At 40.0% G+C, this 12,940-nt stretch carries 11 protein-coding genes; 6 read left to right on the plus strand and 5 right to left on the minus strand.

Going from position 1 to position 12,940, the window contains the following annotated elements:
* Nucleotides 1-22: 22 nt before the first annotated feature.
* On the plus strand, nucleotides 23-2,275 hold the full coding sequence (locus RDV63_RS07185; protein ID WP_313908819.1) for an aminotransferase class V-fold PLP-dependent enzyme: 2,253 nt from the start codon (nucleotides 23-25) through the stop codon (nucleotides 2,273-2,275).
* Nucleotides 2,276-2,434: 159 nt separating this feature from the next.
* A complete protein-coding gene (locus RDV63_RS07190) occupies nucleotides 2,435-4,903 on the plus strand; it encodes a prolyl oligopeptidase family serine peptidase (RefSeq protein WP_313908820.1) in 2,469 nt (822 codons plus the stop codon).
* Between the two features lie 87 nt (nucleotides 4,904-4,990).
* Here RDV63_RS07190 and mscL read toward each other — a convergent pair whose 3' ends face one another.
* Nucleotides 4,991-5,389 carry a large-conductance mechanosensitive channel protein MscL gene (mscL, locus tag RDV63_RS07195; protein WP_313908821.1) on the minus strand — a complete coding sequence of 133 codons (399 nt, stop codon included), beginning with the start codon at nucleotides 5,387-5,389 and terminating at the stop codon, nucleotides 4,991-4,993.
* A gap of 113 nt (nucleotides 5,390-5,502) precedes the next feature.
* Entirely contained in the window at nucleotides 5,503-6,192 is a 690-nt protein-coding gene (locus tag RDV63_RS07200) for an RluA family pseudouridine synthase (protein ID WP_313908822.1), read from the minus strand.
* A 137-nt stretch (nucleotides 6,193-6,329) separates the two neighbouring features.
* On the opposite strand from RDV63_RS07200, the gene RDV63_RS07205 reads away from it, so the two are divergent.
* A complete protein-coding gene (locus RDV63_RS07205; protein ID WP_313908823.1) occupies nucleotides 6,330-7,004 on the plus strand; it encodes an RluA family pseudouridine synthase in 675 nt (224 codons plus the stop codon).
* An 18-nt stretch (nucleotides 7,005-7,022) separates the two neighbouring features.
* On the opposite strand, the gene rrtA is transcribed toward RDV63_RS07205, so the two are convergent.
* Nucleotides 7,023-7,652: a rhombosortase gene (gene rrtA, locus RDV63_RS07210; protein WP_313908824.1), complete on the minus strand. Its 630-nt coding sequence runs from the start codon at nucleotides 7,650-7,652 to the stop codon at nucleotides 7,023-7,025.
* A gap of 193 nt (nucleotides 7,653-7,845) precedes the next feature.
* Between rrtA and ggt the strand changes: the two genes are divergently transcribed.
* Together ggt and RDV63_RS07220 are read left to right on the plus strand one after the other, a co-directional pair.
* Nucleotides 7,846-9,600: a gamma-glutamyltransferase gene (gene ggt, locus RDV63_RS07215; protein ID WP_313908825.1), complete on the plus strand. Its 1,755-nt coding sequence runs from the start codon at nucleotides 7,846-7,848 to the stop codon at nucleotides 9,598-9,600.
* 30 nt (nucleotides 9,601-9,630) lie between these two features.
* Nucleotides 9,631-10,380 (plus strand): enoyl-CoA hydratase-related protein, encoded by a 750-nt coding sequence (locus RDV63_RS07220; RefSeq protein WP_313908826.1) that lies wholly within the window; start codon nucleotides 9,631-9,633, stop codon nucleotides 10,378-10,380.
* Between the two features lie 25 nt (nucleotides 10,381-10,405).
* Here the strand turns inward: RDV63_RS07220 and RDV63_RS07225 are convergent, their stop codons facing one another.
* Together RDV63_RS07225 and cysK are read right to left on the minus strand one after the other, a co-directional pair.
* On the minus strand, nucleotides 10,406-10,861 hold the full coding sequence (locus tag RDV63_RS07225) for a hypothetical protein (protein WP_313908827.1): 456 nt from the start codon (nucleotides 10,859-10,861) through the stop codon (nucleotides 10,406-10,408).
* Nucleotides 10,862-11,002: 141 nt separating this feature from the next.
* Nucleotides 11,003-11,983 (minus strand): cysteine synthase A, encoded by a 981-nt coding sequence (gene cysK / locus RDV63_RS07230; RefSeq protein ID WP_313908828.1) that lies wholly within the window; start codon nucleotides 11,981-11,983, stop codon nucleotides 11,003-11,005.
* A gap of 111 nt (nucleotides 11,984-12,094) precedes the next feature.
* Here cysK and RDV63_RS07235 point away from each other — a divergent pair, with 111 nt between their 5' ends.
* Nucleotides 12,095-12,940 (plus strand): MoxR family ATPase, encoded by an 846-nt coding sequence (locus RDV63_RS07235; RefSeq protein ID WP_313908829.1) that lies wholly within the window; start codon nucleotides 12,095-12,097, stop codon nucleotides 12,938-12,940.

Genomic DNA, 12,940 nt, shown 5'->3' on the forward strand with positions numbered 1-12,940 from the left:
ATTAGTTATAAGGCTGCCTTTCATGTCATCAATTAGACCGTTGTCGTCATTAAGCGAAGTTTATTTAGATAATAATGCTACTACACCGGTATTAGCAGTGGCCGCCGCTGCGGCTATGCATAGCATGCAAAGTAGTTTTGGTAACCCAAGTAGTAGCCACGCAACAGGTATTAAAGCAAAAGCAGAACTTGAAACGACCCGCGCCCTGGCTAGAAAGTTAATTGGCGCAACCAGCGGCGATATTGTTTTTACCTCAGGCGCGACCGAAGGAATTCAAACCTCTATTGTATCGGCGCTACAGTCTGCTCGTGATAAAGGTCAAATAGGTCCAGAGGCATTACTGTTATATAGTTCAACTGAGCATAAAGCTGTACCAGAAAGTTTAAAACACTGGAATCACGTTCTACAAGTTAATGCCACCATTCAAGCTATACCTGTAGATAAAAATGGCATTATTGATTACCAATTCTTAGCTGATAATTTAGCAAAAGCCATTATGGTATGCACCATGGCTGCGAATAATGAAACGGGTGTTAAACAAGATTTAGTCGCACTAGAAAAGCTGATTAGAAGCAGTAATCCTAATGTTTTTTGGATGGTTGATTGTGTACAAGCGCTGGGGAAGATGGCTTTAAATATTGCAAAAACCAGTATTGATTATGCGCCTTTTAGTGGTCACAAATTATATGCCCCTAAGGGCATTGGTTTTTTGTACGTTCGGGATGGCGCACCTTATCAGCCTTTTATTGCAGGTGGTGGCCAAGAAAGTGGTTTGCGATCTGGTACTGAAAACTTACCTGGCATTGCAGCTTTGCATGCTGTTTTTACTGAGTTAACTAAAACCACCGATTCTGCTTTTAAAGATGATGCAACTTTATGGCGTTATCGCGAACATTTATTAGCTGCTTTACGGAGTGTTTTTCCTGCTTTAGTATTAAACAGTGACCAGCCTTATATAGTACCAACTACTATCAACTTTTCGGTGCCAGGGTTTTACAGCAAAGATATTATGGATTTATTTGATGCTGCGGGTATTCGGGTGAGTTCAGGCTCGGCCTGTAGCTCAAAAGTGCCCAGTAGCTTTGTTTTAGACGCTATGGGATTAGAAGCATGGCGCAGCCAAGGCGCGATAAGGCTCTCATTTGGCCCAGCAATGACCGAGCAAGAATGTGAACAGGCTTGTCAACGTATTGCTCAACTGGCAGACGTTGTATGTAAGCACTGTTTAGTCTTAACCGATGCCACGCCTACATTAGAGTTACATGCCCATGGTTTAATTCAGCTAAAACATGAAGCTTTATGTAGTTATATTGTAATCTGTGCTGAAACCCGTCAAACGGTGGTGATAGATCCTGTTTTGCCCTTAGCCAGTCGTATCGCTAATATTGTCTTGGGACAAAATTTAGACTTAGTCGCTGTATTAGATACCCATATTCACCAAGATCATCAGTCTGCTCGTTGTGAACTGCTTATGTTGGCTGGTTTAGAAGATGAAAAGCAAAAGGTGGACAATTTAGGCTGGCCATTGCAGCAAACAAGCATTTTAGTTGGCCAATATCGGTTAGAAAAATGCCAAACGCCAGGCCATACGCCAGAAGCTATTAGTATTTTATTGACTAAACAAGAGCAGCTTCAAGCAGCTTTTGTTGGTGATGTTATATTACCTGGCGGCATAGGGCGTACTGATTTAGTCGGCGGCAATATGGATGATTTAGCGAACAGCATTAGGTTATTAGCACAAAAAGTAGGTAAAGAATGCTTATTGTTGTCTAGTCATGATTATGCACAGCGCTTTTTTACTACTCTTCGTCTTGCGTGTTCCGAGCAGCCTTTATTAGCTCAGCTATTGCAAGGCTTACCAGCCAAGCAGTGGCAAGCAGAACTTCGTGCTCAGGCTATTAAACTACAACAAGTTAGCAATTACTTTTGTGGCTTAGTTGAGGTGAGCTATGCCGATGCTACTGATGTAATAGCACCAGAAAATATCGCAGCATTTTTACAGCAAAAGCCCAATACTAAAGTGATAGATGTGCGTGAACCGCATGAGCAAAGTGCAGGCGCTTTAAGTTTATATTTGCCAAATGAATTAGAAATTAAAGAAATCCCTTTATCTAAATTAGCCGATGCCTTAATTAATGCCGAGTTGAATATTGAACAGCCGTTATTATTGGTTTGTCGTTCGGGAAACAGAAGCTTAGTGGCTTGCAAGATCTTAACTGAAATGGGTTTTACTGAAGTATATAACTTAAAAGGCGGTACAGCTTTATTAAGTTAGAGCTAAAGCCTTAAAATAACTGGTTACTTTAAGGCTTATAACGAGATACCAAATAGTCGTATTTGTACAGCCAATAGCCGCATCTTAAGTGGATATGGTTGCGTTAATTGAATAAGCTTTGTATAACAACAGGACTTTTATTAGCAAAAGCACACTATTATGAAACTTATACTTAAATCCACCCTGAGTATTGCGCTCTGTAGTTTATTGTTTGCAACACCATTGCAAGCTAAAAAATATGAACCGCTAACTTATAACACTGAAACTGTTAGTGTTGCCACAGTATTTGAAGCTGATCCCAGTATTAAATTAACCTTAGAACAAATAATGGCTGATCCAGATTGGTTGGGGCGGCAACCAGAGCGAGCTTTTTGGTCGGCAGATAGTAAAACCGTCTTTTATCAACGAAAACAACAAGGTAATGAGAACCGTGATTGGTTTGAACGGCCGTTAGATGGGACTGATAATGGTCAGCTAGTGTCTCTTAGTCAAGTTCATACTATGGGTGCAGCTAATGCCGTATTTAATCGAGATAAAACTATCCAAGCGTACACTTTTGCCGATAACCTATTTGTACGTAACATGGCATCAGGCAAGATTACTCAATTAACTCAAGATAGCGCTAAACAAAGTGGCCCTCAGTTTTTACTTGATGGCCGTCTAGCTTATCGTCAAGGTTGGCAATTTTTTGCTATTGATTTAAGTACAGGTTTACGTAGCGAGCTAGCCAATTTAAAAACTGAACAGGCGCCAGAAGCACCAACAGTTGCTAAAGGTTATTTAGCCCAAGAACAGCATAAACTTATTAATTATGTTGCTTTAAGCCATAAAAATAAACTAGACCGACATAAGTCTAGTGTGCAGTTACAGCAGCAAAATAAAACCTTAACTCCACAGCCTATTTATTTAGGTAAAGGCATACAAATAGTAGAGGCCAGCTTATCACCTGCTGCAGACTTTATTGTATTAGCCACTCGCAAAGCGACTAAGCGCAACGACAAAGACATAATGCCTAATTATATTACTGCTAATGGTGATGTTGCTGCACAGCCGGTTAGAGCAAGAGTGAATGATGCCAGTCCAGAACCGCAAAAATTATGGTTAATCAATTTAAATAATGGTGAACAGAGCGAGTTAAGCTATGCAAGCTTGCCTGGCTATAATGAAGATGTGTTAGCCAGCGTTAAGGCCGAAAATGCAAAAGCAAAAGGTGAAAAATATAAAAGTGAAAAAATCATTCGTGATATAGGTTTAATGAATGATTGGTATTGGAGCCAAGGAGCAATCCGTTGGCATGCTTCAGGTGAGCAAGTCGCTGTAATGCTAAAAGCCTTTGACAATAAAGATCGTTGGTTAGCAACTATAGATCTTAAAAAACAGCGTTTTGTGCCACAACATCGTTTACATGATACGGCTTGGGTAAATTACGCCTTTAATGATTTTGGTTGGTTGAATAATAGTCAAGCGCTTTATTATCTATCTGAAGAGTCAGGCTATGCTCATTTGTATTTAAAAACTTTAACAGGCAAAGCTCAAAAACTAACAAAAGGTACTTTTGAAGTTAGCGAACCTACGTTAACCCAAGACGATAACTATATTTACTTTAAAGCTAATATGGCGCATCCAGGCCAATATAATGTTTATCGGGCTAATTTAGCTACTAATGCTATTGAGCAGGTAACTAACTTAGTGGGTAGTACTAGCTTTACGCTATCGCCAGATGAAACTAAGTTATTACTACGTTATTCTACAAATTTATTACCTGAAGAATTGTATGTTGCGGAGGCGAGTCCAGCCAAGCAGGTTATCCGTTTAACCGATACTGTTTCTGAGCAATTTAAAGCATTACCTTTAGTTGCGCCAAAAATTGTTGCAGTTAAGTCTTCGCGGCAAGCAAAACCTATTTTTAGCAAAGTGTATCAACCTACTACTGATTCAGCAGAAAAACGTCGTGCTGTTGTTTTTAGTCATGGTGCGGGTTATCTGCAAAATAGTGATATGGGCTGGTCAGGTTATTTCCGTGAGTTTTTATTCCATAACTTATTAGTACAACACGGCTATGTTGTTATGGATATGGATTACCGTGCATCTAAAGGTTACGGCCGTGATTGGCGTACCGCTATTTACCGTCATATGGGTAAACCAGAGATTGAAGATTTAGCCGACGGTGTAGATTGGTTAGTAAAAAATGCCAATGTTGATCGTCAGCGTATCGGCACCTATGGTGGCTCTTATGGTGGTTTTATGACCTTTATGGCTTTATTTACTCAGCCTGATTTATTCCAAGCTGGTGCAGCCTTACGGCCTGTAACAGACTGGGCGTATTACAATCAGCCTTACACGGCTAATATTTTAAATACGCCTAGCATAGATCCTATCGCTTATGAGCGCAGCTCGCCAATCTACTTTAGCCAAGGTTTAACTAAACCATTGTTAATTAATGCGCCTATGGTGGATGATAATGTGTTTTTCCAAGACAGCGTTCGCTTAGTTCAGCGCTTAATTGAGCAAGAAAACTCTAACTTTGAGATCGCGCTCTACCCAGTAGAAGCTCATGGTTTTAGACAACCAAGTAGCTGGCTAGATGAGTACCGCCGGATCTTTAAATTATTTGAACAAAATTTATAATAAAAAAAGCCGCTACCTTTAAAGTAGCGGCTTTTTTATTGCGATAGTTTTATCTAAACACTAAACACTAAACACTCAAGCCTAAGCTCACTTCTTCACCGCGTCTCTAATCTCTCTTAATAAAATAACTTCTTCAGGCACAGGGGGCGGGGTATTAGGCTTGGCTTCTTCTTTCTTTTTCATGGAGGTTATAGCTTTAATTCCAACAAAAACGGCTATTGCAATAATGATAAAGTCTATTATGGTCTGAACAAAAGCACCGTATTTAATTAATACTTCAGCTTGAGTTTCTGTTGCCTGCTGGATAACAATAGCTAAATCTCTAAAATTTACACCACCCAACAAGACACCTATTGGTGGCATAATGACGTCATTAACGAAAGACGTCACAATTTTGCCAAAAGCGGCTCCGATAATAATACCAACAGCCATATCAACCACATTACCCCGTAAGGCAAAGGTTTTAAATTCTTGTAACATGCTCATATCTACTCCTTAATTATTAGGTTGGCTACTGTTGTTATCACAGAAAAAATTAGATACGCCAGTTAGCTAAAGTAATATAAGCAGTAAAAGCAAAATTTAACAATTAATATGAATTAATTAGCGATTAAACAACCTGCCGCAGTTACAAAATCGCTATCCGCGCTGAAGTTGAGTACTTGGCCAGTATAGGGTTGCTGTAATTGCAGATGAGCAGCGTGTAGTAATAATCTAGGGGCAGCAGCGCAAGCGTGCTCTGAAGCATAAAAACGATCCCCTACAATGGGTAAACCTAAAGCCTGCATATGCACCCGTAATTGATGGGAGCGACCTGTAATAGGCGTTAGTTCTACTAAGGCGCTATCCTTGAATTGTTGCAATAGCCTATAGTGGGTGATGGCGGCTTTACCTTGTTGGTAACAAACATAATTTTTTGGCGGATCACCACCGGCTGAGGATAAAGGTAAATCGACAGTGCCATATTGATGCTGTAATTGGCCCCAAATAACGGCTAAGTAGCGTTTATGTACTTGCCGCTTGGCAAATTGTTGTTTTAAGTGTCGCTCGGCTTTGCGTCTAAGTGCAATAACAACAAGACCTGACGTTGCTAAGTCTAGGCGGTTAACTATTTGGGCAAAGCCATACTCTGCTTGCACTCGGCTTAATAGACTATCGGCTAGATGCTCGCCACGACCTGGAACGCTGAGTAAGCCACTGGGTTTATTTAAAACTAATAAATCTTTATCTGCAAAGATAATATCAAGCCAAGGTTGCTGCGGTGGTTGGTAGTTAAAAGGTGCTGACATAAGGATTAAGCTGTACTTTAAGTTGGTGGTAGCTTAGCGGAATTTGCACAGAGCCACTAGCTCTTTGTCTGCAAGCACTTTAGTAGTGACTAGCTTTACGGCATAATAACTCAGTAATAATGATTATTGAGATAAGTATGACAGATGCCATTGATACCTTAGCAAGGTTAGAAGCAAGTAGTGAAGATTATAAAATTTTATATCAAGATGATATTGTCTTAGTGGTTAATAAACCAGCCAAGTTATTAACAGTACCGGGTAGACACCCTGATAATGCAGATTGTTTAATTAGTCGGCTACAGCGAGAGTTTTTAAGCGCCAGTATTGTGCATCGATTAGACTATGATACTTCTGGCCTTCTGATTATTCCGTTAACTAAGCGGGCTTTATCTGATATTAGTAAACAATTTCAAGTCAGAACCGTTGTTAAACAATATATAGCGGTTGTTGACGGTATTATTAAAGCTGACTCACAGCGAATTGATTTACCTTTAGCGGCGGATCTGGAAAATAGGCCTTGTTATAAAGTGTGCCAGCAAAGTGGTAAACCCTCAGTTACTGATATGAAAGTAATAAGCCGCGATTTACAGCTGCAGCAAACGCGAGTGCAATTAAACCCTATTACTGGTCGCTCGCATCAGTTACGGGTGCATATGCAAGCTCTAGGGCATACCATTTTAGGTGATAGCTTATATGCGACAAAGGCAATAGCCGAGGCCAGCCCACGTTTATTGTTACACGCCGAGCAAATACAGTTTACCCATCCACTGACAGGGAAAAGTCTTAACATTAGTGCAGCGCCAAACTTTTAATATAGTTTGGCTGTTATCTTATTTAGGCTTTGTCGCGGTTTTTAATGCTTGGATAAAAGCTGTGCTGCTTAGCATAAAAGCTAATATAAAGCCTGAAATAACACCATATAAATGGGCATCAATAGCTACATTAGCATTAATTAATTGCGCTAAATCGGCATCTGGTCCTTGCCATTGCTCATAACCAACTTTTGCTATTAAGCCAAAAAATAATATTTTCCCTGTAGGCTCTTTATGTTGAATATCTTTAAAGGCGCCAATACAAAGTAAGGCGTGTAATACGCCAGACAAGCCAACATATACTTTAATCTCAGGGGCAAAAAATAGTAATAAATAACTAATGCCTAAAGCTGTACAACCAACATATAAAATAATTGACCATGCGGTGTAATAACGACCATGTAATAAGTAAACTAAGCCTAATCCTGCTAAGTTCATCACTAAATGCCAATTATTAGAGTGCATTAAATGTCCGGTTAATAACCGCCAATATTCGGCTTGTTCTATAGCACTATACTGGTAGAAAAATAGTTGCTGTATTTGCTCGGGCAGCATGATTGCCACACAACTGATAATGGTTATAAAAGCAAAGCCCAACCAAGTTTTGCTTCGTCTGTTTTGCTGTAGCCAAGCGCTTAATGTAAACAAAAGATAATCCTAATTAATGGCCACTAGTTGCCAGCTATTGGTAATAATAGTAATAAATACAGTTTAGTACTTAAGCTTACTATAAATAGCAGATTTACAGCAGCGATAAGCATGACTTTTCAGCAGTAACTTTGTTGATCTTCCTGCATTAACTGGGTAGGGTGAAAGTTCTAATTTTAGTGAGACTTTCAAGATGCAATTTAGGTTTAAACAGACGCTAATAATTCCTATATTTTTGTTAGCTAGCGGCTTAAGCAGTTTTGCTATTAGTGCTCAGCAAGAAACCCGCGAGCCGGAAGCTGCTACCGGACTTTATCAACAGCAACTGGTAACAGCCCAACATTATATGGTGTCTGCTGCTCACCCATTAGCAGTACAAGCAGGTAAAAATATATTAGCCAAAGGTGGCAGTGCGGTTGATGCCGCTATTGCTACTCAGTTGATGTTAGGTTTAGTTGAACCTCAAAGTTCGGGTTTAGGCGGTGGGGCTTTTATGCTGCATTGGCAAGCCGATAATCAACAGTTAACCACCTTTGATGGCCGTGAAAAAGCCCCTGCAGCCGCAACAGAAAAGCTGTTTTTTCAGTATGATAAAGTGATGGATTGGCGTAGTGCTTATGTTGGTGGTAAGTCGGTTGGCGTGCCAGGTGTAGTAGCTATGATGGAAAAAGCCCATCAGCAGTTTGGTCAATTAGCATGGGCAGATTTATTTACTGAGACAATAAATATAGCTAAGCATGGTTTTGCCGTGTCATCTCGTACAGCTGAGCAATTAGCTAAAGGCTGGAATAAAGGTGTTTCTGAGTTTCCTGAATCGCGACAGTACTTTTATCCTGATGGCCAAGTGGTTAAACAAGGGGAGCTATTAAAAAATCCTGCTTATGCTAAAACATTAGAAATAATCGCCAGTAAAGGTGCAGCAGGTTTTTATAGTGGCGAAATAGCTGCTGCAATAGCGCATGCGGTGCAAACAGCCAGTGTTAATTCTGGCCAATTACAACTTAGTGACTTAGCAAATTATCAACCTGTTCAGCGCGAACCGGTGTGTATGCCTTATCGGATATACAAAGTCTGTGGTATGGCACCACCTAGCTCGGGCGGCGTTGCTATTTTACAAATTTTAGGCATGCTGGAACAATATAACTTAGCTAACATTAAGCCCAATAGCGTGGAAGCTATTCACTTGCTAAGCCAAGCGGCTAAGTTAGCTTTTGCCGATAGAGAACGCTATATGGCCGACCCGGATTTTGTTTCTGTGCCTATTAGCGGCATGCTAGCAAAGGATTATTTAACTGCACGAGGTAAGTTAATTAATGCAAAAGCTGCAGGACCAAAAGCTAAAGCGGGTTTACCCTTAGCGGCACAGGTTCTAGCTGCTAGTCAGGCCATTGAGTTGCCCAATACCAGCCATTTATCTATTGTGGATGCAAAGGGTAATGCTGTTAGTATGACAACCAGTATTGAAAATGTTTTTGGCTCAGGATTAATGGTTGCTGGGTTTTTATTAAATAATCAATTAACTGATTTTAGTTTAGAGCCAGTTGTAGCTGGCAAAGCTGTGGCCAATAAAGTGCAAGGCAATAAAAGACCTCGCTCATCTATGGCGCCAATGATGGTGTTTGATCAACATAATAAATTAATCTTAGTTATTGGCTCACCAGGTGGCAGTCGCATTATTAATTATGTTGCCCAAACCATTATTGCGGTTTTAGATTGGCGGATGAATATGCTTGATGCGATTGCCTTACCTAAGTTTACCCATCGTAATGATTATCTGGCTTTAGAAAAAGATACCATTTTACAACAGCAGCAAACTAAGCTGGAAAAGATGGGCTATAAAGTGCAAATACAAGATTTAAATAGTGGCTTGCATGGCATTATGCTGACAGAGCAAGGCTTACAAGGTGCAGCTGATCCGCGTCGAGAAGGTCGTGTAGCTGGCAATTAAGTTAATTGTTTAATAAAAGAGTTTATAAGCATGATTTTAACTGAACTGAATCAGGGTGTATTAACTATTACTTTGCACCGACCTGAAAAGAAAAATGCTCTTAGTCAACAGATGTATCGCGACTTAGTGCAGGCTTTGCAGCGAGCAGAAGCTGATAGTGGGATAAAAGTGGTGTTACTAGCTAGCAGCAGTGATAGCTTTTGTGCAGGAAATGACTTGCAAGATTTTTTAGGTGCTGGCGAATTAAATGATCAGCATCCAACAGTGATTTTTTTGTATCAATTAGCTCGATTTACCAAGCCACTAATTGCTGCCGTTGATGGTTTAGCTATAGGTATAGGTACTACGGCTTTATTGCATTGTGACTTAGTATATGTAACAGAGAGAGTCAGGTTTCAATTACCCTTTACTGCTTTAGGCTTATGTCCTGAAGCTGGCTCTAGCGTGTTATTACCACAAGTAGCGGGTTACCAAAAAGCAGCGCAATATTTGTTATTAGGTGAAGATTTTGGCGCTAATGAAGCACTGCAAATGGGCTTAGTTAATCAAGTGATAAACGCGGATAAGCTTATGACATTGGCTACTGGAAAAGCGCAGACTTTAGCTCAGTTACCAGATGCAGCTGTGTTAGCCACTAAAAAACTACTGCGTCAGCAGCTGCAGCAACCAACTTTAGCGGCTATAGCCAAAGAGTTAGAATTGTTCCAGCAACTGTTGGTCAGTGATGATTGTCAGCAACGGGTAAAGGGCTTTTTCGGTACTAAAAATAATAAGTCTTAAAGCGAGAGCCGGTATTAATGCATTGTTAATGAGCGGACCGGCTTAGTTTGTCTTCTTTTACACTGTTAACTAGCCAGCGACCACCATGCTGAACCAATGTTACTAAGCGTACTTCAGCTATTCTTTCATTTTCATAGTGGCCTATTAACACAACAGAAATATCAGCTTCCTCTTCATATTGTTGTCTGACATTTTGGCTGCTAGGGTTAATACTGATATCAACATTATCAAAAGAGATATTTATTAAGATCCTGCTAACTTGTCTTGTTGTACCATAACTGTCTAGTAGCGCTGCATACTTTTTGGTACTGAAGTATTTCACTTTTTCAAAATCATCAGTGTTATATAAAGCATCAAAAAATTCTGTCGCTATAGCTTCAGGGGTTCCCCACTGTGTAGCTATAGATGGCGCGGGATCACTACAAGCATTTAGTAGTAATAATAGTAAAAAACAACAAGCGGACTGACAACGAAACAACATGAATATCAACACCAATAAAGAATTTACTGCTCAGTGTGACTTTAGTCGTTATAGATGTAAAGCAAAAGGGCAGTAAGAACTGCCCAAATAATTATAAAGCAAAGGGTTAAGTAAGCTTAGTCGTTAAAGTTGTAAATAAGCTTAAACACTTAACTCTTTATCGGTAAACATATCTGTAAACAAGGCGCTAGATAAATAGCGCTCCGCCGCACTAGGCAAAATAATAACGATATTTTTACCCGCATATTCTGGTTTTGCCGCTAAACGCTGGGCTGCAACTAAAGCGGCTCCTGAAGAAATACCGGCTAGAATACCTTCTTCACGCATTAAGCGGTGAGTTGCGGCAAAGGCATCTTCACTGGATACGGTTTCAACTTGATCAATAACGCTTAAGTCTAAATTACCTGGAATAAAGCCTGCTCCTATTCCTTGAATTTTATGTGGTCCAGGAGTTAATGTTTCGCCTTTTTTCGCTTGGCTAATAACAGGTGATTCTGTTGGTTCAACCGCAACGGTTACTACATTTAATTTTTTCTCGTGTTTTAAAAAACGACTTACACCCGTGATAGTGCCGCCAGTACCTACGCCGGCAATAAATACATCAACTTTACCTTCTAAGGCGGTATAAATTTCCGGCCCTGTGGTATCAAAGTGAATTTGTGGGTTAGCAGGGTTATCAAATTGGCCTAATAAAATGTACTTACTGGGATTTGAGGCCGCAATTTCTTTAGCTTTAGCAATAGCGCCATTCATGCCCTTGGCCGCTTCAGTTAACACTAAATTAGCGCCTAGAGCTTTTAATAATTTACGCCGCTCTAAACTCATGCTTTCTGGCATGGTGAGAGTTAATTTATAACCACGACTGGCAGCAACAAAGGCTAAAGCAATACCCGTATTGCCAGATGTTGGTTCGACAATCTCTTGCTCAGCTGTTAGTTTACCTTGTTTCTCGGCATCCCAAATTAACGCGGCGCCTAAACGACATTTTACACTAAAGCTGGGATTACGAGATTCAATTTTAGCATAAACATTAGCCCCATTAGCGCTGGGAATAGTCCGGTTTAATTTGACCAAAGGGGTGTGACCGATAGACAATGAATTATCAGCGTAAACGTTTGCCATCTTAAAGCTCCATAATAATAAGAAATTGCTACCAGAATACGCTACATAGAAAAAATTAAAACAAGCTTTTTGCTATAACATATACCGTTTTACTACTAAAAAGAGGATGCAATGGCATTTGTAAGTACAGAGCACTATATCGTATCAGATGAGTTAGCCTTAGCCGTTAATGCTGCGGTTACACTAGAAAAGCCGTTATTAATTAAAGGTGAACCAGGTACAGGGAAAACCCGCTTAGCAGAAGAACTGGCCGCAAGTCTAGGCACCGATTTAATTCAATGGCATGTAAAGTCAACTACTAAGGCTCAGCATGGCTTATATGAGTATGATGCAGTATCGCGTTTGCGTGATAGCCAGCTAGGTAGTGATAAAGTGCAAAATATTGCCAACTACATTCGCCCCGGTAAATTATGGCAAGCCTTTACGGCTGAAAAACGACCGGTGTTATTAATAGATGAAATTGATAAAGCGGATATTGAGTTCCCCAATGACTTGTTGCATGAATTAGACCAAATGGCATTTCATGTTTATGAAACAGGCGAACAAATTAAAGCCAAGCAAAGGCCTATTGTTATTATCACATCGAATAATGACAAAGAACTCCCGGATGCTTTTTTACGCCGTTGTTTCTTTCATTATATTCGTTTTCCTGATGCTGATACCTTAAGAGACATTGTCGCTGTACATTACCCACAAATCCAAGCGCAGTTATTAAATACAGCTTTAGAGATATTTTTTGATTTACGCCAAATGCCAGGGCTGAAGAAAAAGCCTTCAACTTCAGAATTACTTGATTGGTTAAAGTTATTATTAGCTGAAGATATTTCACCAGAAGTCCTGCACGATAAACAGCATCAAGGTGGTTTAATGCCCATGTTTGGCGCTTTATTAAAGAATGAACAAGATGTTGAGCTAGTCGAAAAGTTAGCCTTTATGGCTAAGCGGCAGGGCAGGTAG

The organism is Rheinheimera sp. MMS21-TC3, assembly GCF_032229285.1.
GTDB lineage: Bacteria > Pseudomonadota > Gammaproteobacteria > Enterobacterales > Alteromonadaceae > Alishewanella.

Bases quoted from the DNA above. Each gene is read 5' to 3' on its own strand.
- RDV63_RS07185 (WP_313908819.1), top strand. From the start codon at position 23: ATGTCATCAATTAGACCGTTGTCGTCATTAAGCGAAGTTTATTTAGAT.
- RDV63_RS07190 (WP_313908820.1), top strand. From the start codon at position 2,435: ATGAAACTTATACTTAAATCCACCCTGAGTATTGCGCTCTGTAGTTTA.
- mscL (WP_313908821.1), bottom strand. From the start codon at position 5,389: ATGAGCATGTTACAAGAATTTAAAACCTTTGCCTTACGGGGTAATGTG.
- RDV63_RS07200 (WP_313908822.1), bottom strand. From the start codon at position 6,192: ATGTCAGCACCTTTTAACTACCAACCACCGCAGCAACCTTGGCTTGAT.
- RDV63_RS07205 (WP_313908823.1), top strand. From the start codon at position 6,330: ATGACAGATGCCATTGATACCTTAGCAAGGTTAGAAGCAAGTAGTGAA.
- ggt (WP_313908825.1), top strand. From the start codon at position 7,846: ATGCAATTTAGGTTTAAACAGACGCTAATAATTCCTATATTTTTGTTA.
- RDV63_RS07220 (WP_313908826.1), top strand. From the start codon at position 9,631: ATGATTTTAACTGAACTGAATCAGGGTGTATTAACTATTACTTTGCAC.
- RDV63_RS07225 (WP_313908827.1), bottom strand. From the start codon at position 10,861: ATGTTGTTTCGTTGTCAGTCCGCTTGTTGTTTTTTACTATTATTACTA.
- cysK (WP_313908828.1), bottom strand. From the start codon at position 11,983: ATGGCAAACGTTTACGCTGATAATTCATTGTCTATCGGTCACACCCCT.
- RDV63_RS07235 (WP_313908829.1), top strand. From the start codon at position 12,095: ATGGCATTTGTAAGTACAGAGCACTATATCGTATCAGATGAGTTAGCC.